Source organism: Thermus thermamylovorans (assembly GCF_004307015.1).
Lineage (GTDB): Bacteria > Deinococcota > Deinococci > Deinococcales > Thermaceae > Thermus > Thermus thermamylovorans.
In genome coordinates this window covers 1-20,674 of record NZ_SIJL01000016.1, presented here as the reverse complement: position 1 = coordinate 20,674, position 20,674 = coordinate 1, and the positions used below count along the sequence as shown (strand labels likewise).

The following is a 20,674-nucleotide window of genomic DNA, read 5'->3' as shown; positions in this document are numbered from 1 at the left end:
TTCACCGATCACCTCCGAAGAGCCCAAAGAGGCCCCTCCGCCGCTCCTTAGCCTCGAGGGTGCGGCGGAAGGCCTCGGTGATGCGCTTGGCCCACTCCTCCAGGGCCTTGAGCCTCGGCTCCACCTCGCCCCGCCACAGGGCCGTGGCCCCCTGGATCCGCTCCTCCGCCTCCTGGATGGCTTCGGCCTTGGCCGCCCGCACCGCCGCCTCCAGCCGCTTCCAGTCCACGCCGTCCCCCGTTCTTAGGCCCTCCACCAGGGCCTTCAGGGCCCGGATCTCCTGGTGGTGGAGCCGAAGAGCGGCGTTCACCCCACCGAACCGGGAGGCCTCCTTCTGCACCGCCTCCTCCAGGCGCTCCACCCGCCTCGCCAGGTCCTCCAGCTGGGCGGAGAGCTTCCCCAGCTGGATGTAGGCCGCCCCCACGTCCACCTGCGGCTCCGAGCCCAGAAGCTCCCGGGCCCGGCCCCGGGACTCCTGGAGCCGCCGCTCCACCTCCCGAACCTCCTCGAAGGCCCGGCGCCGCCCCTGCTCCGGTCGGTAGAAGAGCAGGGCATGGGCCAGGCGCTCCCGGTAGAGGAGGGGGTCCTCCGAGGGGTCCTGGCCGAAGACCTCCTGGTAGGCCCGCCGCCACCTCGAGTCCCGCGCCGCCTCGTTTTGGTCCTGGGACCGGGAGGTCTTCTCCGCCCGGCTGGGAGGGGGAGGCGCCCCCGCTGGTTGCTTCCCCGTCAGGGGAACGCCTTGTGGAGAAGCTTGCCTCGGAGAAGGAGCTTCCACCGGAGGAGAAGGCGCCGGGGGAGAAGCCTCTACCGGAGGAGAAGCCTCCACCGGGGAAGGGGCCTGCGCCGCCTCTGCCGGAGGAGGAGCCTGCGAAGGAGCGGGGTCTTTCTGGGTCGGCTCCGCCTCCACCCCGAGGACGCCAAAGGCCTCCTCGTAGCTCCCCGCCAGCCCCTCCTCCACGAGGGCGGTAGCCACCCGAAGGAGGGGCTCCTCCAGGGGGGTGGCAGACCTCCCCGCGAGGGCCCGGAAGGCCTCCTTCGCCCTCCGGGTGGGGAAGACCCCCTTCGCCTTCTCCAAGACCTCCTTCGCCACCTCCTCCTCGAAGGAGGAAAGCTTGTCCGCGATTTCCTTCCAGAGCGCTTCCATCTACACTCCCAGAAGCAGGTAGAAGCCCAGGAGGGCCGGGAAGAAGGCCACCAGGAAGCCATAGCCTTCCTCCTCCCCTCGGAGGAAGCCGTCCGCCGCCAGCGCCAGGGCCAGGTAGGCCATAGCGGCGTAGGAGCCGCCCAGCCTCCACACCATGGCCCCGGCCAGGCCCAGGACCGCCCCCCCGTAGTAGACCCCCACCCTTCCCCGGAAGAGGGCCCGGAGGAGGGGGGAGAGGGCGAGGAGGAAGGGCAGGACCCCCTGGCCCACCAAGGCTTGGAGGAACCAGGCCCCGAGGAGGGCGAGGGCCGCCATCCCGAGGAGGGAGACCCACTCCCTCACGGCAGGACCACCCTCCGGTCGCCGTCCAGGAGGTCCACCACCCCCGCCGTGGTGCGGTTCCCCACCAGCCGGAAGAGGACCATCCGCCCCGTGGGGGCGGAAAGCTCCGCCACCCCGTTCACCACCACGGCCCGGTCGGCCAGGCGGTAGCCCTCGTACCCGGGAGGCGGGGGGTCGCCGTAGAGGGCCACCCCCTCCTGGTCCTCCCCCCGGAGCCAGACCTCGCCCACCGCCTGCACGTCCGCCGTGAACCCGGGGGCGGTGAGCTCCACCCGCACCCGCTTCCGGGCCAGGGGCACGGTCCGGCTCTCCCCGGAGCGGGCCACCACCCGCCCCTCCTGGAAGGGGAGGCCGTCCGCGTAGGCCACGAGGAGGACCTCCCGGTACTCCCCGTCCGGGGGGCTCACGGCCAGGGCGAAGGGCGGGGTGCAGGACCGGGCCCGCTCCACGTCCCCGAGGAAGGCGGCCACGCACCCCACCCTCGAGGCCACCTCCTCCGGGGTCAGGTGGATGGGGGCGTACCGGGGCTCGGGCACCCGCACCACCAAACCTTCCTGGGGTGGGGCTACCTCCACCCGGGCTTCCCCCGCCCCGTCCCGCACCCGGATCACCGCCCTGGGGGCCGTGGGCACCTGGAAGGAGGCCCCGCCCCGGTGGACCAGGACCATGCCCTCGAGGCCCGAGGGGGCCGGGTCGGGGTAGGCCGCCACCCCGAAGGCCCACTTCCCGTCCACCCAGGCCTCGTAGGTGGCGGCGCCGCTCGCCCAGGGGGCCTCCGCCCGCAAGGAGACGGTCCTCCGGGCCACCTCCACCCGGGCCATGCCCCCGGGCCTGAGCTCCACCTCCCCTTGGTAGCCCTGGACCTCCACCCCCTGCCACTCCACCCGCACCTCCACGGGGACCTTCCCGAACACCCCCGTGAAGCGGAAGGTGGGGTCCTCGCACCGGGTGGCGCTCTGGCCCCCCACCTTCACCGTGGCGCACGCCCCCTCCTTGACCCCCGCCACCTCGAGGCGGGCCGGGCCCTGGAACTCCCGCTGGAGCTCCGTGCAGGAGGAAAGGAGGAGGGCAAGGGCCAGGAAAGCGCTAGAAGCGAACCTCATAGCTCAACCGCACGCCCCCGTAGAAGCCCGTGGCCGTGGTGAAGCGGAAGCGGTCCACGTGGGAGGCCACGCCCCTCCCCCAAAGCCCGTCCCGGTACCCCGCCTGGAGGCTCACCCGGAAGGGCGCGAGGGGGAAGCCCACCTCTCCCTCCACCAGAAGGCCCCGGTCCCGCCCGATGTCCTCCTGGGGCACGGCGTAGGCCAGGCGCGCCTCCCCAAAGAAGCCCTCCCCGGGGTAGACCAGGGTGGCGAAGAGGGCGGAGAAGGGGGTGTCCCCGCTCCCGAGGCCAAAGTAGCGTCCGTAGCCCAGGGTCAGGTCCACGGGGCCCAGGAGGGCGCCTCCTTGCGCCTCCACGAAGTACCGCCCGGGCTCGCCCCCCACGAGGCCCGCGCCGAGGCCGATGCGGGCGTGCACCCCGGGGAGGAGGCCGCCTTCGGGCTCGTGCTCCACGTAGCCCGCCCCGAAGTAGTAGCCGCCGTCCCCCGCCCCGAGCTCCCCCACCAGGCGGATGCCCTGGAAGAGCCCGGCCTGGGCGGTGGCCTCGCTCCGGCCCTCCAGGCTCCGGTAGGCCACCCGCACGCTTCCCGCCCCGAAGGAGGCCTCCACCCGGTCGGTGCCCAGGTGCACCTGGGCCTCCTCCCACCCCAGGGCGAGGCCCCCGAAGGGACCCCTCTCCCCCACTCCGGCGTAGACCTGGGCCCTCGCCCGGGAGTCCACCCGCTCCTCCAAGGCCTTGGTCCTCTCCTCCAGGGCGTAGACCCGCTTGCCCGTGGCCTGGGCGTCCTTCACCCGGGCCGCCTCGTTCTCCTGGACCTTTTGGGTGAGCTCGGCGAGGGCGGCCTCGAGGGCCTTCACCCGCACCTCCATCTGGGCGAGGGCCGCCTTCTGCGCCCCCAGCTCCTTCTCCAAGCGGTCCACCGCCCCCTCCAGGGCCTCCAGGTCCTTGAGGGCGGCCTGGGCCTCCAGGGCGGTGAGGAGGGCCTGGCGCACCTCCTCCAGGTCCTTCTCCATGGCCTCCAGGCGCACCCCCTGGTCCTCCAGGGCCCGCCTCACCTCCGGCACCACCTCCAGGAGGTCGGCCACCTGCCCGTAGAGCTCGGCGATCCGCTCCGGGGCCGCCCCCGCCTCCTCCAGGGCCTTCCGCACCCGGGCCAGGACCTCCTCCGTCCAGGTGAGGTAGGCCCGGTAGAGCAGGACCGCCGCCTGGTAGCGGTTCACCGCCTGGTTCCCCCGGAAGGTGCCGTCCGGGAAGCCCGTGAGGACGCCCTTCTCCAGGAGGGCCCGCACCGCCCCCTCGGCCCAATGCCCTGGGGGCACGTCCGCCATCTGGGCCTTCACCGAACCCGCCAACAAAAGGGTGGCTAGGGCGACTCGCCGCATAGCCACATGCTACCACTCTCTAACTTTTATGGCAACACATTACACGCTAAGCTCCACCCCCTCCGGCTCCCTCCCCTGGAGGAGGTCGTCCAGAGCCTGGGCCAGGTCGGGGTAGACGAGGTAGCGCCCCTTCGCCACCACCTGGAGGGCCATCCCGAAGGAGGGCCGGGTCCTCCGCCTCCCTTCCCTCAGGTCCGGCTCCCCGAGAACGGGGTGCAGGGCGGGGTTCTCCAGCGCGTCCAGAAGCCTCTCCCCGTGGGCCGTGGCCACCACCCGCACCCCCCTCCGGGAGGCGGTGAGGCACTCCTGCACGTCCTCGTTGTAGCCGATCTCGTCCACCACCACTACCTCCGGGGAGTGGTTGGCGATGGCCTGGTAGATGATCCGCCCCTGGTTCCTGGAGGGGGGGTCCGGCACCTGCATCCTCCGGGCGGGCCGGATCCCCGGGTGGGCGGTGAGCCCGTCCCCCCCGATCTCGTTGGAGGTGTCCACCACCACCACACGGGGCCCCCACCGCTCCGCCAGGATGCGCACGATGTCCCTGAGGAGGGTGGTCTTCCCCGTGCGGGGCGGCCCCACCACGAGGAGGCTTCCCCCGCTTTCCAGGAGGTAGGGCCTGAGGGGCTCCGCCACCCCCTCCACGAACTTCCCCACCCGGATGGTGATCCCCGTCATCTCCCCCAGGGCCGACTGAATGCGGGAGACCCGGTGGAGGGTGCCCTCGATCCCGGCCCGGTTATTCTCCTTGAACCCCCCCACCCGGTGAAGGACGAAGCTCAGGTCCTCCTTGGTGATCTCCCGCTCCGAGAAGCGGGGGGCCCCGTCCACGGTGTAGGCCAGGGGGGCCCCGAGGTCCATGGCGATCTCCTCCAGCTTCGCCCCGTGGGGCTCCACCTCCTTGCGTACCCAGGGGGGAAGCTTCTCCATGAGCGCCGCGAACTCCCTGTCAAACCCCTCGCGAAGCCGCACCATGCGTTATTCCCAACGGTCCGAAAGCCCGGACAAAAAGCCCACCACCGCCCCCAGGGGGAGGCCCGTGGGGAGGCCGGAGAGGAAGGCCCACACCTCCTTGGAGGCCGCCCCAAGGTGGTGGGCGAGCCTCTCCAGGTCCGCCCGCCCGAGGAGGGCCGCCCCCAGGTAGAGGAGGGCCGTCCAGGGGAGGAGGACCCGGGCCACCCGGCCCAGGGCGTACCCCGAGAGGGCCCCCACCCCGAGCAAGACCCAGGCCTCCTTCTGGGAGAAGGCCCGGCCCAGGGCCTCGAGGGCGTGGAAGGCAGGCAAGGCCTCCATCACCCCCTCCGCCAGGCCCGGTAGACCGAAAGCACCCGCTCCACGTACCTCTGGGTGGAGGCGGGAATGGCCCCTCTCCTCACCGCTCCGAGCCCGGCGTTGTAGGCGGCGAGGGCCAGCCGCCAGTCCCGGGTGGCCTCCCAGAGCTCCCGCAAGTGCTTGGCCGTGGCCCATAAGGCCCAGTCGGGATGGGAGCGCCACTCCAGGGGTGCCCCGGTAACCCTCTGCCAGGTGCCCGGCATGAACTGGCCCAGGCCCACCTCCCCGGCCCTGCCCATCGCCTGGGTGCAGTAGCCGCTTTCCACCCACACCACGGCGGCCACCAGGTAGGGGTCCACCCCCCAGGCCCGGGCGTACTTCCACGTCTTCGCCCAGAGGTCCTGGGGGACGTGGCCGCACGCGAAGGCCGCCCCCAGGAGGAGGACCAGGTAGGCCGCTCGCCTCACCCCTTCTCCACCTCCCTCTCCAGGAGGGCCCGCACCGCCTTGAGTTCCCCGTAGACCCCGGCGAGGAGGGCGAGGCCCACCCCGTAGAGGAGGACCACGAGCCCCGCCCCCACCCCGGCCCCGTCCAGCCGGAGGAGGGAGAGGAGGAAGAGCACGGCCCCCAAGACGGCCACTCCCTTGCCCAGATAGCTTCCCCATCGTTCCATCACCTTCCACCTCCTTTCGTGTACTCCCGGATGTAGAGCCGGTGCACCCAGTCCTCCACCGCGAAGGGCACCGCCCGGAGGAAGGCGAAGTAGAAGCGCTCCACCAGGGGTTCGGGTTTCGCTCCCTCCAGGGAGAGGCCCACGTAGCCCCGAAGGAGGCGGATGGCCTCCTTCCGGTCCACCACCACGAACTCCCCGTCCACCTGGGGGGCGAACCGCACCACGGCCCCCGCCAGGGCCAGGGAGGGGGCGTAGCTCCTCGGGTGGGTGAGGCCGCTATCCGTGGTGAGCAGGTACACCTTCACCCCTCCCTTCACCATCGCCTCTCTCAGGGCCTCCGCCAGGGGCTTCAGGTCCAGGACCGCCACCTGCACCAGGACCTCCCCCGTGGCCCGCCGCAACACCTCCGCCGCCTCCTCCGGGGTGTACGTTCCCTGGCCTAGGGCAGAGGAGGCCAGCGAGGCCAAGACTGGGACGAACCAGGACCTCATCCTCCTTCACCTCCACCGCTTCGCCGCAAAGCCTTTCCATGAGGACCCGCTCCGCCTCCTCCTTGGGGAGGGTGAGGACCTCGGGCACGGGCTCCTCCCGGTGAACCTTCTTCCACCACTCCACCACCCGGCACCAGCGCACCAGCGCCCAGTACCCGGCCCGGTCCGCCCCCTGGATGGCCTCGAGGGCCTCCCGGGTGAGGGAGAGGCGCACGGGCTCCCCCTCCAGCTCGCACCAGCCGAGCTTCACCCAGGCGGGCTCGGGGGTGGGGAAGCCCTCGGGGAGGCGGAGGTCCAGGCGGAGGGTCTCCGAGCCCCGGTAGTGCCGCTTGAACTCGGGCACCCGCCGGGTGAGGGCCTCCAGGTAGAGGAGGAGGCTTTCGGGCCTCGAGGGGTCCCGGCTCCAGGGGGCGGCCTCCCCTTCGGGCGAAGCGGAGGCGGGGAGGGAGACGGGCCCCCGCGTCCGGGGAAGGGGGAAGCCCGCCTCCTCCACCCGCGCCTCCCGCGCCTTCTTCCAGAGGCGGTGCAGGAGGTGTTCCTTCCGCCACATGCCGAAGAGGTTCATGCGGGCCGGAGGAGCGCCCTCCAGCAGGACCACCGCCTCCCCCTTAGGGGCGGTGCGCATCTCCTCCGGGGAGAGGAGGGGCCGGGCCACCTCCCGCTCCCCCACGGTTCGGCTCGTGGGGATGGGGAGAAGGCCCCTCCGGCTCACCCCCCGCACCTCCTGCATCACCGAGGTCTCCCCCAGGACCTCCGAGAGGCGGGCGGCGTCGTTGTCGGAGAGGCCGGAGAGGAAGTAGACCCGCTGGGCGAAGGTGCCCTCTATGGCCTCCCACTCCTCCCCGTAGACGGCCCGCCCCTGGTCCGTGTTCTGCACGGCGATGTGGTAGGCCACCCTCCGGGAGCGCATGGTGCCCAGGTTCTCCTTGATCCCGGGGAGGAAGCCGAAGTTGGGGAACTCGTCCCAGTAGACGCTCACGGGCACCTTGAGCCTGCCCCCGTTCCGGTTAGCGTGCTGGAGGGTCTTCAGGTCCACGATGCGCTTCAGGAGCTTGAGGAGCACGTACCCCGAGGCGTTGTCCCCGATGAGCTCCTGGGGCACGCCGATGTAGACCAGGCTGGGCTCGGAGAAAACCTTCGCCCAGGGGACCTCCATGGGCCCGGGCTCCGTGGCGGCGGCGAGGCCCGGGTCCAGCCAGATGGAGAGGCGGTTCCGGGCCCCGTTCAGGATCCCCGCCAGCTGGTCCTGCCGCATCTCCAGGAGGGTCTTGAGTTCCACCTGCAGGTAGGGCCGCACCTCCACGTAGGCCTTGAGCCCGGCCACCCCGTCCCCCAGGACCCGGTAGACGTGGGCCAGGGAGTACCGCCCCTCCACCCCCTCGGCGTGGATCAGGGCCTGGAGCAGGGTCCGCTCGAGGCCCGGGTAGAACTCCTTGGAGTCCGGGACCTTAGGGTTCCGGGGCACGAAGATCTCGGCGATGAGCTTGGCCTGGGTGATGTCCTCGGCCCCCTCCAGGAAGTTGATGCGGTAGGACCTTTCCCCCCACGGGGTGAAGGGGTAGACGGCCCGCCCGTGGTGGGCGTAGTAGGTCATGGCCTCCATGAGGCCTTCCCGGTCCGGGTACTTCAGGTCGTAGACGATGGCCGTCCACCCGTCCTTGGCGTCCAGGAGGAGGTTGGGCAGGTAGTACCCCGAGGTCTTCCCGTGCCCCGGCTTCCCCACCACCAGGGTGTGGGCCACCCGCTGGCCCTCGGAGACCCGGAGGGGCCTCTTCCCGAGCTGGCCGTACCAGCCCACACCCTTGGGGTTGAGGTAGGGCTCGAGGTCCCTCTCCGTGGCCCACCGCCCCTGCCCCGGGAGTTTCCTGGGCCTCGCGGGGCTGTAGACGAAGGGGGCGAGGCCCCCCACGAACCCCAGGACCAGGACGAGCCGGAGGAGGTCGTAGTTGAGCCGGGCCGCCCAGAGCCGATTGAACTCGCCTCCGCACGGGGTGGCCACGTTGAGCATGCAGGCGGTGGCGAACTCCAGGCCCCTCGCCCCGGGCCTGCCCACGGCCTGGTCCCAGCCCGCCTCGGCCAGGGCGTTCGCCGCCTCGAGGGCCCCCCGCGCCCCCAGGTAGAAGACGAGGCCCAGGGTGGCGAGGAAGAGGAGGAACCCCAAAGCCCGAAGGGCCTTGAGGGGGCGTGGGGTCTCGAAGAGGGAAGCGGCCTCCACCTACCTCCTCCCCCGCGCCCGGGCGATCCACCTTCCTGGGGCCTTAGGGGCCAGGGGCCGGGCGCGAAGCGCCGCCAAGGCCTCCTCGCTCAGGCGGAACTCCACCCTGGGCAAGGGGTCCCTTTTGACCCACTTCGGTCCACGGTCAATCCAGCGCTTCACTCCTCATCACCTCCCTTCCCGTAAGCGCTCCTGTCAATCCACCTGCCCGGAGGCGGCCCCCCTGCGGGAAGGGTGGTGCCCGAGGGGGTCTCCGGGGGCCGCACCTCCTTGGCCCGGTCGGTCCACCTTCCCGGGGCCTCAGGGGCTCCCTTGTAGGAGGGGACCTCCCCGGGACCCGTGTAGCCCACGCTCTGCCCCACCCCGGGGGCGGGCCGCACCACGGCGGGCTCCACACCCTGACCGTACTCGGCCCGGTGCATGTACGGCACCCCCGTCCCGGGGGCCTGGACCTCCACCGTGCGCTGGTAGGCGGGAGGCACCTCCTGGCCCCCACCGCTTGCGGCTGAAGAGAAGCCTCCGCCGCCTGCGCCCGAGGGAAGGGCCCTCGAGGGCCCCCCAAGCCCCCGGCCCAGACTCCCCGCGGCCTGGCCCATCCCCTCCAGGGCGCTCGCGGCCCCGCCCATGGCCCTGCCCACGGCCTGGGTCGCCATCCCCGTGGCGTAGCTGACGGCCGCCGCCGTCACGGCCAGGGAAAGCCCACCGAAGAAGGTGGCCACCAGGCTGGAGAGATAGCCCGCGATGAGGAGGGCCGCCGCCATGCCTCCCACGGTCATCAGCAGGGTCTGGGCCCAGGCCTGGAACATGTCCACGAGCCCTTTGCCGATGCCCAGGACGAAGGTGCCCATCTGGCGCATTCCCTGGGCGATGGCCTCCTTGGTCATGGTTCCGCACGCCACGGGGGAGAGGAGGGCCTTGCCGTCCGGGGGGACGTTCCGGTAGTTGAGCTTCCCGTCCGTGTCCGCGAAGACCTCAAAGCCGCACACCCGGGGGTCCCACCCGTTCTGGACGGCCAGGTTCTGCAGGGTCTTGGCGAAGATGCGGCGGTTCTCCCGGAACTGCCCGGTGAGCTGTTCCACGGTGGTGTCCACGATCTCCTTGGCCTGGGAGGCGATGTAGGCCGCCGGACGGGAGACCCCGAGCTCCATGCCCCCCCGCACCACGAAAGGCCCGACGGCCCCCATGATGAAGGCCCACACCACCACGGAAAGCCACCGCCCGAAAAGCTGGGGCCCGAGGCCGATGGGAAGGGCCAGGCTCCCCGCCACGATGGGCCAGAAGGCGGAGGCCAGCATGAACATGGTGCTGATGAGCACCGTGAGGACCATGGCGATGATGACGAAGGGAACGAGGAGGAGGGAGGCGGGGTTGAGAAGCTGGGCCGCCGCCCCGATGCCCGCGAGGATCTGCTGGGCCCAGTCGGGCATGTTCGTCCCGTCGTTCAGGCCCGTCCCCACGAGGTGGACGACGCCCGCCTCCACGATGGCCACGATGGTGAAGAGGGGGTTGATGACCGCCCCCAGGGCCTTGAGGTTGTTGGCGGCCTCCGTCATGGCGTCCGCGAGCTCCGTGCGGAAGGTGTTCGTGACGGCGTAGTACACGCCCTGCGTCCCGCCGAAGCTCTCGTCCAGGACCTCCCCGAACCAGAGGAACCCCCCCGCCAGGACCACCCGGGCCATGGCCCCCAGGACCTCCTCCAGGCTCCCGTAGTAGACCGCCCGGATCAGGCTCCAGATGAGGCCCACCACGATGAGGCTCCGCCCGATGGTGTAGGCCCCCGCCTGGAAGTCCCGGAGGCTCGCCTTGAAGAGGGCGATCCAGTCGTTGAGGTTGAGCATGGCGTTGAGGATGCCCGTGAGGAAGTCCCGAACCCCCTGGTCGATCTGTCCCTGGGGCGGCGGGAGCGGGTCCGCCAGGGCCAGGAGGAAGAGGAAGGGGAGGAGGGCGAGAAGCCTCGCGCCCCACCCCTTGGGAAGAAGGGCCCGCCTCACGGGCTACCCCCCGAGGGCGGCGGGGTGCCGCTTTGCGCTCTCCATTGCCGCGCGAGGATCTCCAGGGCCTCCCCCGCCGCCACGTACTTGGCCGAGGTCTTCTCCGCCTGGGAGGCCACCTGGCCCATGAGGGCCCGTAGCTGGTCCTCGGCGCTACGCTCCTGCTTCCTGATGAGCTCCACCAAGTTCTGGTTCACCTGGACCAGTTGCTCCACGGTCATGGCCTGCTGGGCGGCGAGGTTCTTCATCTCCTGCACGGCCCGGAAAGAGTCCTGGGCCTGCAGGCGGATGAGCTCGGCGAAGCCCTTCACCACCACCTCCGTCACCTCCCGGGTGGAGGGGGCGGTCTGGGCCTCGGAGATGAGCTCCTCCGTGATGCCGGGGTCCATCACGCCCCCCGAGCCGGAGCCGCTGGTGCCGCCCGAGCCGGAGGTGCCCCCGGAGCCCCCCGGGGTGTTCTGGGCCCCAAGGGCGCCTCCCGGGGAAGCGCTCTGCGCCCCCACCACGCTCGCCCCGGAAAGCCCCCCGGTGAGGGAGGCCCACCCCTTGGACACCGCCTCGGCGATGAAGTTCCAGGCGGCCCCCAGGGTGTCCCAGAGGTCCTGGAGGGTGCTCTCCAGGCTCAGGTTCTCCTGCTGGTTCTTCACGTTCTGGGCCACCCGGGACTGGTTCTCCAGGAGCTGGGCCGTGCGCTGGAGGTCGGCGAGGCTCTGGGTCGTGGCCTGGAAGCCCAGCTGGGGCACCACCCCGGAGATGAGCCGGGTCCACCACTCCGGGCCCCAGTAGAGGGGGTCGTCCCCGGGCTTCCAGGCGTCCAGTTCCCGCAACTGCTCCGCCCGCGCCCGGGCCAGGGCGTTCAGGATGGCGTTCTTCTGGCGGCGGATGTCGCTCATGAGGTCCGTCAGGGCCTGGTCCACCTGGTCCACCAGGGGGTTGAGCTGGTGGAGGCCAAGCCCCTTGCCCAGCCAGTCCAGGGCCAGCCCGGTGCCGTAGTAGATGGCCTGGTTCTTGAAGTCCTCCCACATGTCCCCGAGCTGGTTCCAGTAGTTGATGGCCTTCTTCACGGTCCGGTGGGCGGTGCACAGCCACCGTACCGAGGAGAGCTCGTAGAAGCCGATGAAGCGGCAGGCCTGGGCGATGAAGCCGTCCAGGTCCTCCATGAGGCCCTGGGCCTGGAGGTTCTGGCCCGAAAGCCCCGTCCCCTGGACCTGGAGGGCGAGGAGGGCGTAGGCCGTGCCCGTCTTCTCCCCGGTGTAGTCCACCTCCAGGCGAAGCGCCGTGGTGCCGCCAAAGCCCCCGGTGTCCCAGTACCGCTTCACCTGGAGGGAGGTGGTGCGGAAGACCTCCCGCCCCGAAGGAAGGGCCACACCCCTCACCTCGAGGACCCTCTCCCCCGGCTCGGGCTCCACCCGGGCCTCCACCACCAGGACCCGCCCCTCCGGGTAGGTCCCGGGCCTCGGGGAAAGCCACGCCACCCTCACCGCGAGGGCGGGGAGGAGGGCGAAGGCGAAGGTCAGCGAAGCGATCTTGGGGATCCAAGCCCTCATGCCCGCCCCTCCGCGAGGTCCACCACCGCCTTGAGGACATCCCCCCCGTACCTCTCCACCAAGGCCTTCCTCCGGGCCGCTTCCTCCTGGGCGCTGGTGAAGAGCCAGTAGTCGTAGGGCGTGGGCCACAGCTGGAGCACGTCCCCCTCCTTCCGGTCGTCTCGCACCGCCCACACCATCACCTCCCCGTAAAGCCCCTTGACGCCCCCCAAGGAATTCCACACGGCCATGGCCCGGTCGGAGAGGCCGAAGACTCTTCGCACGTGCTCCTCCTCCCCCTGCACCCGGAAGAGGAAGACCCAGGTGGTGTTCTGGAGAATCCTCCCCGCGCTCTCCCCGCTGTAGTCCTGGAGGCTTTGGGTGATGCTCCAAATCCCGCCACCCAGGTGCCTGAACCGGCGGTAGAGCTCCTCCACCAGGCTCGCGGCGTAGGGGTTCTTGAACACCTTCCAGGCCTCGTCCAGGACCACCAGGAGGTTCCGCTCCTCCCCCCGCTTCTTCCCCTCCTTCGCCCGCTTCCAGATGAGGTCGGCCATGAGCACCGTGCCCACCACGTCCAGGCCCTCGTAGGCGTCCAGGCCCTCGAGCTCGTAGCACACCACCCGGGCCGTGCTCACGGGGACGGAGGTGGGGCGGTCCACGAAACTGCCCATGGGGGAGTCCCCGGTCCAGGACTGGAGCCGGAGGGCGAGGCTTCGGGCCACCTCCTTCTCCGAGGGGGACACCCCCCGCCCCCCGATCTCGTCCAGGGTGAGGAGGGTCTTCACCAGGTCGGAGAGCCTGGCCCCGAGGTAGCGCTTCTCCTCGGTGCCGTCCTCCCTCAGGTCCACGGTGGTGGCCCGCTTGTAGGTCTGGTCTATGGCCGCCTCCAGGATGGCGTTCTCCACCGCCTCCTGGGTGGGGTCGCCCCCGGGGGGGACCATGGCCCGGAGGAGCTTCAGGAGGTCCCCCTTCTTCTCCGGGGTGGGCTCCACCTCCCCCTCCTCGAGGTCAAAGGGGTTGATGCTGGTGCCCGCCCCGGGGCGGATCTCCACCATGGCCCCGCCGAAGGCCTCCACCAGGGCCTGGTAGTTCTTGCCCCGGTCCAGGATGACCACGCTCGCCTTCTCGTCCCGCAAGAGCTCCGAGAGGAGGTACTGCACCGCGAAGGTCTTCCCCGAGCCCGAGCCCCCCACCACGATGCCGTTGTAGTTCCGCATCCGCTTGTCGAAGGGGTCCACGGAGACCAGGGCCCCCTGGCGGGTCCGGAAGAGGGCCACGGGCCTGGGGCTTCCTGTCCAGGCCCCCGTGGTGGGGAAGAAGTGGGCGGCGTTGGTCTCCAGGAGGTAGACCTTCTCCTCCGCCACGCCCCCGGAAAAGGGGGCCTGGGCCAGCCACGGGGCGAGGAGGCCGTTCCTGAGGACCCGGAAGGGGTTCCCCGGAACCTGGCTCAGGGTGCTCACCGCCTGGCTCACCCGCTCCTCCAGGGTCTCCCGGTCCCGCTCCAGGAGGACCAGGCTCGCCCCCACCTGGAAGATGTGGTCCCCCGTCTGGGAGACGTGGGTGATGGCCCCCTCCGTCTCCACCTGCCCCACCCGCACGTTGGGGTCCACGTAGGTCCCCGACTGGGAGGCGGAGTAGTACCGCCTCGCCCGGGCCTTGAGGGCCCGGATGGCGAGCTCGAAGGGCTCGTGGAGGAAGTCCATGACCAGGTAGAAGCGGTCCCCCCCGGCCTGGGCCAGCACGTCCCCCATCTCCGCGTAGGTCTCGTCCGGCACCGTGTAGAGGGAGAGGACCCCCGCCCACATCCCCCCCACGTAGAGGGCGTCCCGGTAGGAGTTGTCCACCTCACTCCGGGCGATCTGGGCCCGGAGGGTGGGGGGCCTGAGAGAAGGGATGCGGCGGATGGCCTCCCGGGGGTAGCGTTGCCAGGTCTGTTGGTACTGGGGCACCTCCGCAAGGGCCAGGGCGGGGTTGAAGTAGCGGTAGAGGACGGCGAAGAGCTCCTGGTCGCCCATGGGGAAGGCGAGGACGCGGTAGGCGGAAGCCGCGCGGATGATCCGGGTCCGCACCCGCTCCGCCTCCGCCACCACCTCCTTCCACTCCTCCGGGGTGAAGGGCACCCGGCGCCGCTTGTGCCGGGGCCTGCCCAGGAGGACGCTGAGGTAGACCCGCTTCTCCAGGACCTGCCCCTTCTGCCACCGCTCCCGCCAGGCCTCGTAGCGCCTTTCCTGCAGGAAGCGGGCCGTGGGGTGGGAGGGCTCGAGGCTCCGGTACCGCTCCACCCGGGCGAAGGGGGCCGGGGAGACCTCCACCACGAGCCGGGCCCGGCTTCCCTCGGGCACGCCGCTCCGAAGGATGGTCTTGATGACCCCCACCAGGCCCTCCATGTAGGCGGTGCTGGCGAAGAGGGTGGGCTGGAGCTCGAGCCTGACCCCCACCTCCACCCGCCCGTCGTTCAGAACCACGAGGCCGTCCTGAATCTCCCAGTACGGCAAGAGCGCGGTGAGGGAGTCCTCCCGCGCCCGGGAGAAGGGGCTACCTCTGGAAGCGCTCGTCATAGATCAGGGGAGTCGTGTCCTCGTCCCGCTCGGGGCGGTAGCGCTCCTTCTGGGTGAGCCAGGCGATTTCCTGCCAGAGGCTCGCCCCGGGGAAGCGCATCCGCAAGCGGTCGGAAAACTTCACCGCCAGAAAGCCCGCCACGCCCGCCAGCACCAGGCCCAGGGCCGGGTGCGGCAGGCTCCCGCCCACCTGGAGCCCCAGGGTCATGGCCACGGCCCCGAGGAAGAGTTGCCAGAGCTCCAACCCAAGGAGCGTCAGGGGCTGGTAGAGTCGCCACACCCGGAGCCTGAGCATGGTTTATCTGAAGAGGCTCGTGCAGGCCGGGGCGGTGCTCGGAGCGGTGGCGCTCCCGAAGAACATCTTGGCGAAGTAGGGAGCGGCGGCGATGAGGATGCCCCCGATGCCCGCCCCGATCATGAGGGGCATGGCGTTGCGCCCACCGATGGCGAGGGATATGCCACCCACGGCGAACATGAGGATGATGATCCCCAGGCCGATGGGACCCTTCAGGTAGCCCACGATGGTGCAGATGGCGTTCGCCACGTTGCCGAAGGCCTGGTCCGCCGGGTTCGCCTGCGCCTCCGCCACCCCGAAGAGGGCGAGGCCCACCGCCAACGCCAAGGCGAAGAACCGGAAGTGCTCCGTCTTAAGACCCTTAGCCAGCTTCTTCAGCACGCTTCACCTCCTAAGGAAGAACCACGAGCCTGAAGCCTGAAACCCGTCCGCCATGAACTCTTCCGCCCGCTCTCACCCCCTTTCAACCTCATACGACTGCCATTATAGCAAAACCATGCCCTTTTGTGGCAACATGAGGGCGTGAGGCTGAACCCCGAGGTGCGCAAGGAAGCGGAGGAAAAGCTCGGCAAGAAGCTCCCCGGGCCAGACGAGCCCGGCTTCTACGCCCTACTGGAGGAGCTCAGGGAGAAGGACCCGGAGCTCGCCGCCCTCCTGGAGGAGGGGATCGAGTTCGAGCAGGTCAGGCCCCCGGAGGAGGAGGTCCGCCGGGAGGTGAAGAAGCGGGCCTTCCTCCGGGACCTCTACAACCGCCTCTTCAACCGGTATGACGAGCTTACCGGGGAGTGGGTGCCCTCCCGTCCCAAGCAGATCCTAATCGGGGTGGGGGGCCTGATGGGCCTCGTCGTCTTCATGTGGGCCCTGAACAACCTGGGAGGCCCCAAGCGCCCGGCCCAGGCTCACCCCTCCCCCCAGGTCCAGCAGGCGGCCACCGCTCCCCAGGCGGCCTCCGGAATGCCCCCTCAGGCCCAGGCCCAGGAGGCTCCCGCACCCCCGGCTGGCGCTTCCGGGGCCACGGGGGAGGCCGCGCCCCAGTCCCAGTCCACGGCCACCCCGGTCGCTTCTCTGTCAGGAGAACGCCTCGAGGCCGTCCCCCCTCCGCCCACGCCCTCGGCCACCGGGGAGGTGCCTCCCCCGCCCCAGACCCTGGGAGGCGCGGGAGCCTACTCCGCCCAGGCCGCGCCCATGCCCACGGAGGGGCCCTCCCTCACCCTCTACCTCCGTCCCACCGGGGAGGCCCAGGCCGCCTCGCCCTCCATGGCCCTCTACATGGGCCAGGCCCAGGAGGCCCCCGAAAAGCCCTCCCTCTCCGTGCCCCTGAAGGCCCAGGCCCAGGAGGCCCCCGCCGGTCCGGGCCTCGCCGTCTACCAGGGCCAGGCGGGTAGCGCCTCGGGCCAGGTGGCCCCCGTCTCCTCCTTCGTGGCCTACAGGAAGACCGAGGCGCCCCAGGCGGTCCCCTCCTCTCCCGCCCCGCCCCAGGCCCCCCAGGGGCCTGGCCTCTTCGAGGCCAACCTGCCCGAGGTCTTCGGGGGGAGGCAGGCCCCCTCCACGCCTCCTTCCACGGCCTCTTCCACGCCTCCCGCCACGGCCTCCTCCCCCTACCTCCCCGGGGCGCGCCTCGAGGGGAGGCTCGCGGTGAGGCTCGTGGTGCCCGAGGGGCAGGAGGTCCCCGTGGCCCTGGAGACGGAGGACGGGGCCACCTTCCTGGGCAAGGCCAAGCTCTCCCCCACCCGCCGGGTGGAGGTGAACCTGGACCAGGCGGTCCTGGCGGGGAAGGTCTTCCCCGTGCGGGCCGTGGTCCTGGGTTCTGACCTCGCCCAGGGCCTCCCCGCCCAGGTCCGGGAGGAAGCCCCCTCCCTGGTGGCCGACCTGGTGCGGGGCTCCCTGCGGGGCCTCTCCGACTACGTGCGGGCCCGGAGCCAGCAGACCACCGTCACCACCACGCCCTCGGGCACGGTGATCCAGCAGGGGCAGACCCCGCCCCTGGAGCTCTTCTTGGGGGCGGCGGCGGCAGACCTTTTCTCCGTCCCGGAGGGCACGAGGGCCGTGGTCCGGGTGGCGGAGGTGGCTCAGGGGACGCCCCTCACGGTCCTGGTGCTGGGGGCCGGGCAATGAGCGTGAACCCCCTCGCCGTGGACCTCACCTGGTCCGAGGGGCAGGTCCGGCGCTGGGGCCTCGTCCCCCCCGAAGAGGCGGTGCGGGTGGAGGGCTACCTGGGCCTCACCTACTACCGGAAGGAGGAGCCCGTGGCCTTCTGGGCCCACCCGAGCGTGGCCCGCTACCCCCTCACCGCCCTCCGCCACCTGGCGGGCCTGGCGGAGATGCGCCTCCTCCTCGAGGCGCCCCCTGATCCTCGGGTGTGGCGGGTGAGCCCCAGGCCCCGCCACCCCGTGGAGGAGCCCGATGGGGTCTGGCTCACCTCCGAAGGCCCCGTGGCCCTGGAGTACGACGCCGGGGCCTATGCCCGGGCCCGGGTCCGGGCCAAGGGGGAGGCCTTCGCCCTGAGGTTCGTGGGGCAGGTCTGGGGCGCCCCCGTCCCGGAGCGGGTGGCCTACCTGAGGCGGTTCCTCCCGGGGGCGAGGGTCCTCCTGGCCCCGTGGGCCTAGCGCACCACCGCCACCTCCCGCGCACCTTCCCAGCGGCCAGGCAGGCCCGGTCGCCCAGGGAAAGGCCCAGGGGCCGGGTCAGGGGGTCCAGGGCCCCCGCCTCCAGGGCCTCCTCCAGGGTGAAGGGCAGGACCTCGAGGCCCATGGCCACAAGCCGCCCCACCATTGCGCCCTTTTCTCATGAGCCCCCACACGAGAGGCCCTTCACGGGCTTCTCGTCGGGGGAAGGGGTGTACCGGGGAGGGGGGCCGATGAAGGTGCAGGCCCCGTACCCCCCGGTGAGCATGCGGATAAGAGGGTAGAAGGCCGCCGTCCTCCCGCCCTGCCCGTTCGGCACCGGAGCGAGGAGCCCGGCCAGCAGGAGGAGGGCCGCCAGGCTCCACTTGGCCCGCCGGAGGTCCCCCATCACCACTCGGTAGCCCAGGAAGATCACCGCCAAGAGGACGAGCGCCCCCACTAGGACCACAGGGGGGGTGAGGGCGCACACCAGCCGGCTCACGACACAAAGGACCTCGTTCATACTCCAAACAGGCTCAGGAGGGCCCTGGCGTTCCAGGCGAGGATCCCCCCGAGGAGGGCGGCGATGAGATAGCCTACCCCCCGGTCCCGCTCCCCGATGGCGATGAGGAGGCCGCCCAGGGCGAGGCCCAGGGTGGTGATGGCGAAGACCAGCGCCTTAGGGGGCTCCACGCTCAGCACCAGGCCGTTCATGGCGCTCGCCACCTCAGACATACACCACCTCTGCGCCACCTCGCTTAGGCGCCTCGTGCGTCAGAACGATCACCCGCCCGGCGGAGGCCTCCAGCTCGTCCCTGGGAGCGGGCCTCTTGGTGGGGTCCCCCCTCTTCCCCACCAGGAGCACCCGCTCCCCCTCCCGCTCCAGGACGGCCCTGCTCCCCTCCCGCCTGAGCATGCGCCAGCCCTCCCTCTCCATGGCCTCCGCGTGCCGCCGCACCAGGAGGGCCATCTCCAGGGCCCCCGCCCTGGGGGTGTAGTACCGGGTGAGCCCGAGGCGCTTCCGGCCCTTGGCCGCCGGGACCAGGACGGGGCCGAGCCGGGTCATCACCGGCTTCAGCACCCGTTGCCTCAGGGCCTCCCCCACCAGGGCCTCCCCGTAGCGCTCCAGGGCCTCCTGTAGGGTGTAGGGGCCTTCCCGCCAAGGCGCGAGGAGGTCCATTCTACCTCCCTTCCGTCTGGACCTCGATGGTCTTGCCCAAAAGCCGCCTCTCCAGGAGGAAGCTCCTCCCGGGCCCGAGCTCCACCCCCCGCCACCTGAGGAGGAGTTCCCCGGGCCTCGCCCCGTGGACCACGATGACCCCGCTCTGCCCCTCTCCGGGGTTCAGGACCGCCTTTAGGGGGTCCCGGCGCACCTCAAACCGGAGGGGCTTCCCCTCCTGCAGGATCTGGAGATCGTTGAGGGCGAAGCTCACGGGGCGGCTTCCCCGGTTCTCCAGGGTGAAGAAGACGCTCACCCTCCCCTCCTCCCCGGAAGGGGCCTCCACGGTGGTGGTGAAGTGCACCGCCGGGGCCTGAACCTGAGGGCTGGGGGTGGGAGAAGGAGCGGGGGAGGAGCTTTGGGCAGGCCCCGCCGTGGGAGTGGAAGGAGTCTGGGAGAGAGGGGCGTAGGTCCCCCCCTGGGTCCGCTTGAGGAGCACCTGGTACCGCCTCGGGTACTCCCCCGGCCCGATGCGCACCGTGAAGAGGAGGGTCCTCCCCCCCACCTCCACCACCAGGTCGGTCATCCCGCTCTTCACGGGCACCGCCCCCGTCTGGGTGCCCATCATCCCCGTGGAGAGGAGGAGCCTGCTCCCGCCCCCCTCGAGGCGAAGGAGCTCCCGCTTGGCGGAGAAGGCGGCGTCCACCGTGTCCCAGAAGTCGATGACCGTGGTGAAGCCTGGGCTTACCTCCAGAAGCCCCGGGGTCTTTACCAGGTCCTCCGCGTAATAGGTCTTGAGCACCACCTGGGCCTGGGCCGGAAGGGCCATGGTTAGAGCCAGCAACACGGCACGCAACCGCATGCCCTCATGTTGCCATATATTGGGTAGCTAGGCAAGCCTTTGTTGCTAGTCCTCCCCCAGGTGTCCCCCCAGGAGGGCCAGGAGGCCCAGGGCGGCGAGGGCAAGCCCCAAGGGCACGGCGTAGAGCAGGGCCACGGGAGCGAGGAGGGCGGCGGGCCCCAGGGCGTCCCCCACCGCCTGGGCGTAGAGGCGGGCGGGACGGCCCAGGGGGAGGGGCCTGAGCCCGGCGGCCACCCCGTAGAGGGCGGGGAGGAGGGCCCAGGCCAGGCCCCCCGCCAGGGAGAGGAAGACGCCTAAGGACCCTCCCCCCAAAAGGACCACCAGGGCGAGGCCGAAGAGGAGTCCCTTGAAGGCGCTCACGTACCCCCGGGCAGGCCCCCCGCGCTTGAGGAGGCGGTCCTGCACCAGGAGGAGGTTCAGGGCGGGAAAGAGGGCCAGGGCTCCGGGGATGGCCCCCGCAAAGGCGGGGTAGAGGACGAGGGGAAGGGAAGCGGCGAGGAGGAGAAGGGGCACCAGGGGAAACCGCCTCACCCTGGGGGAAGAGGGGAAGGCCCCGCGTTCTCCTGGCGGAGAAGGGGTCCGCTCCTGGATGAAGAGCCTTCCCATTTCCCGCCGGGAGGCCTCAGGGGGCGCCTCCTGAGGCAGTGGGGGCAGTCCGGTCTGGGTCTCCTCCCGAGGAGGCACCTCCCGTGGGGTTTCCGGGCGGTCCGGCTGGAGGAGGCGCGCCTCCGGCCTCTCCCCTTCCCCCTTGAGGAAGGCGGCGATCCGGCCCACGTCCGCCGGGGAGAGGACCCGGGGAAGCGCCTGGAGGTGCTCCTCCAGGGAGGCCACGTGGAGGACCCCCTCGTGGTAGCCCCGCCGGTAGCTCCCCACCACCAGGGGCACCACGGGGAGGGCGAGGAGGGCGTAGGCCTCCCGGCCTAGGGCCTCGGCCTGGCGCGCCTCCTTCGCCAGGGCGAAGACCCCCGCCTCCGAGACCAGGAGGTGGCCCCCGCCGAAGGGGACTAGGTGGGCTTCCATAGACCGCATCTTACACACCTGGTCAACCAAAGTGCACAT

Annotated in this window: 22 protein-coding genes; 2 read left to right on the top strand and 20 right to left on the bottom strand. The window is 71.2% G+C overall.

Going from position 1 to position 20,674, the window contains the following annotated elements; genetic code table 11:
• Window position 1: 1 nt before the first annotated feature.
• From ETP66_RS10075 to ETP66_RS10005, 15 genes are all read right to left on the bottom strand, one after another.
• The gene (locus tag ETP66_RS10075; protein WP_093007004.1) at window positions 2-1,144 is read right to left on the bottom strand and encodes a hypothetical protein; all 1,143 of its coding nucleotides are present in this window, start codon (window positions 1,142-1,144) and stop codon (window positions 2-4) included.
• A complete protein-coding gene (locus tag ETP66_RS10070) occupies window positions 1,145-1,486 on the bottom strand; it encodes a hypothetical protein (protein ID WP_093007006.1) in 342 nt (113 codons plus the stop codon).
• Window positions 1,483-2,589 carry a hypothetical protein gene (locus ETP66_RS12450; RefSeq protein ID WP_130842494.1) on the bottom strand — a complete coding sequence of 369 codons (1,107 nt, stop codon included), beginning with the start codon at window positions 2,587-2,589 and terminating at the stop codon, window positions 1,483-1,485. Before ETP66_RS12450 ends, ETP66_RS10070 begins: the two co-directional genes overlap by 4 nt.
• Window positions 2,573-3,970 (bottom strand): S-layer homology domain-containing protein, encoded by a 1,398-nt coding sequence (locus ETP66_RS12445; RefSeq protein ID WP_130842493.1) that lies wholly within the window; start codon window positions 3,968-3,970, stop codon window positions 2,573-2,575. Before ETP66_RS12445 ends, ETP66_RS12450 begins: the two co-directional genes overlap by 17 nt.
• Before the next feature lie 39 nt (window positions 3,971-4,009).
• Window positions 4,010-4,942: an ATPase, T2SS/T4P/T4SS family gene (locus ETP66_RS10055; RefSeq protein ID WP_093007012.1), complete on the bottom strand. Its 933-nt coding sequence runs from the start codon at window positions 4,940-4,942 to the stop codon at window positions 4,010-4,012.
• A 3-nt stretch (window positions 4,943-4,945) separates the two neighbouring features.
• A complete protein-coding gene (locus ETP66_RS10050) occupies window positions 4,946-5,260 on the bottom strand; it encodes a hypothetical protein (protein ID WP_130842492.1) in 315 nt (104 codons plus the stop codon).
• The gene (locus tag ETP66_RS10045) at window positions 5,260-5,706 is read right to left on the bottom strand and encodes a lytic transglycosylase domain-containing protein (RefSeq protein ID WP_130842491.1); all 447 of its coding nucleotides are present in this window, start codon (window positions 5,704-5,706) and stop codon (window positions 5,260-5,262) included. The genes ETP66_RS10050 and ETP66_RS10045 overlap by 1 nt, the downstream gene beginning before the upstream one ends.
• Window positions 5,703-5,912, bottom strand: a complete 210-nt coding sequence (locus tag ETP66_RS10040) for a hypothetical protein (protein ID WP_130842490.1) — start codon at window positions 5,910-5,912, stop codon at window positions 5,703-5,705. Before ETP66_RS10040 ends, ETP66_RS10045 begins: the two co-directional genes overlap by 4 nt.
• Entirely contained in the window at window positions 5,912-6,280 is a 369-nt protein-coding gene (locus tag ETP66_RS10035) for a hypothetical protein (protein ID WP_236630241.1), read from the bottom strand. The genes ETP66_RS10040 and ETP66_RS10035 overlap by 1 nt, the downstream gene beginning before the upstream one ends.
• Window positions 6,189-8,618 (bottom strand): type IV secretory system conjugative DNA transfer family protein, encoded by a 2,430-nt coding sequence (locus ETP66_RS10030; protein ID WP_130842489.1) that lies wholly within the window; start codon window positions 8,616-8,618, stop codon window positions 6,189-6,191. The genes ETP66_RS10035 and ETP66_RS10030 overlap by 92 nt, the downstream gene beginning before the upstream one ends.
• Before the next feature lie 158 nt (window positions 8,619-8,776).
• Window positions 8,777-10,609: a hypothetical protein gene (locus ETP66_RS10025; protein WP_130842488.1), complete on the bottom strand. Its 1,833-nt coding sequence runs from the start codon at window positions 10,607-10,609 to the stop codon at window positions 8,777-8,779.
• Window positions 10,606-12,156, bottom strand: a complete 1,551-nt coding sequence (locus ETP66_RS10020; RefSeq protein WP_093007020.1) for a hypothetical protein — start codon at window positions 12,154-12,156, stop codon at window positions 10,606-10,608. The genes ETP66_RS10025 and ETP66_RS10020 overlap by 4 nt, the downstream gene beginning before the upstream one ends.
• A complete protein-coding gene (locus ETP66_RS10015; RefSeq protein WP_038043786.1) occupies window positions 12,153-14,696 on the bottom strand; it encodes a VirB4 family type IV secretion system protein in 2,544 nt (847 codons plus the stop codon). The genes ETP66_RS10020 and ETP66_RS10015 overlap by 4 nt, the downstream gene beginning before the upstream one ends.
• A complete protein-coding gene (locus ETP66_RS10010; RefSeq protein ID WP_014632329.1) occupies window positions 14,674-14,991 on the bottom strand; it encodes a hypothetical protein in 318 nt (105 codons plus the stop codon). Before ETP66_RS10010 ends, ETP66_RS10015 begins: the two co-directional genes overlap by 23 nt.
• Window positions 14,992-14,994: 3 nt before the next feature.
• Window positions 14,995-15,372 carry a TrbC/VirB2 family protein gene (locus ETP66_RS10005; RefSeq protein ID WP_038043792.1) on the bottom strand — a complete coding sequence of 126 codons (378 nt, stop codon included), beginning with the start codon at window positions 15,370-15,372 and terminating at the stop codon, window positions 14,995-14,997.
• A gap of 141 nt (window positions 15,373-15,513) precedes the next feature.
• On the opposite strand from ETP66_RS10005, the gene ETP66_RS12440 reads away from it, so the two are divergent.
• Window positions 15,514-17,106 (top strand): hypothetical protein, encoded by a 1,593-nt coding sequence (locus ETP66_RS12440; protein WP_130842487.1) that lies wholly within the window; start codon window positions 15,514-15,516, stop codon window positions 17,104-17,106.
• On the top strand, window positions 17,103-17,597 hold the full coding sequence (locus tag ETP66_RS09995) for a hypothetical protein (protein ID WP_130842486.1): 495 nt from the start codon (window positions 17,103-17,105) through the stop codon (window positions 17,595-17,597). The genes ETP66_RS12440 and ETP66_RS09995 overlap by 4 nt, the downstream gene beginning before the upstream one ends.
• A gap of 178 nt (window positions 17,598-17,775) precedes the next feature.
• Here ETP66_RS09995 and ETP66_RS09985 read toward each other — a convergent pair whose 3' ends face one another.
• The 5 genes from ETP66_RS09985 to ETP66_RS09965 are packed head-to-tail and all read right to left on the bottom strand — an operon-like array spanning window position 17,776 to window position 20,635.
• On the bottom strand, window positions 17,776-18,096 hold the full coding sequence (locus ETP66_RS09985; RefSeq protein ID WP_236630228.1) for a hypothetical protein: 321 nt from the start codon (window positions 18,094-18,096) through the stop codon (window positions 17,776-17,778).
• 17 nt (window positions 18,097-18,113) lie between these two features.
• Complete coding sequence (locus tag ETP66_RS09980) at window positions 18,114-18,329, bottom strand: hypothetical protein (RefSeq protein WP_236622553.1); 216 nt, start codon at window positions 18,327-18,329, stop codon at window positions 18,114-18,116.
• Window positions 18,322-18,774 (bottom strand): hypothetical protein, encoded by a 453-nt coding sequence (locus tag ETP66_RS09975; protein ID WP_093007032.1) that lies wholly within the window; start codon window positions 18,772-18,774, stop codon window positions 18,322-18,324. Before ETP66_RS09975 ends, ETP66_RS09980 begins: the two co-directional genes overlap by 8 nt.
• A gap of 1 nt (window position 18,775) precedes the next feature.
• The gene (locus ETP66_RS09970; protein ID WP_039457249.1) at window positions 18,776-19,615 is read right to left on the bottom strand and encodes a hypothetical protein; all 840 of its coding nucleotides are present in this window, start codon (window positions 19,613-19,615) and stop codon (window positions 18,776-18,778) included.
• A 45-nt stretch (window positions 19,616-19,660) separates the two neighbouring features.
• Entirely contained in the window at window positions 19,661-20,635 is a 975-nt protein-coding gene (locus tag ETP66_RS09965) for a hypothetical protein (RefSeq protein WP_130842484.1), read from the bottom strand.
• Between the last annotated feature and the right edge of the window lie 39 nt (window positions 20,636-20,674).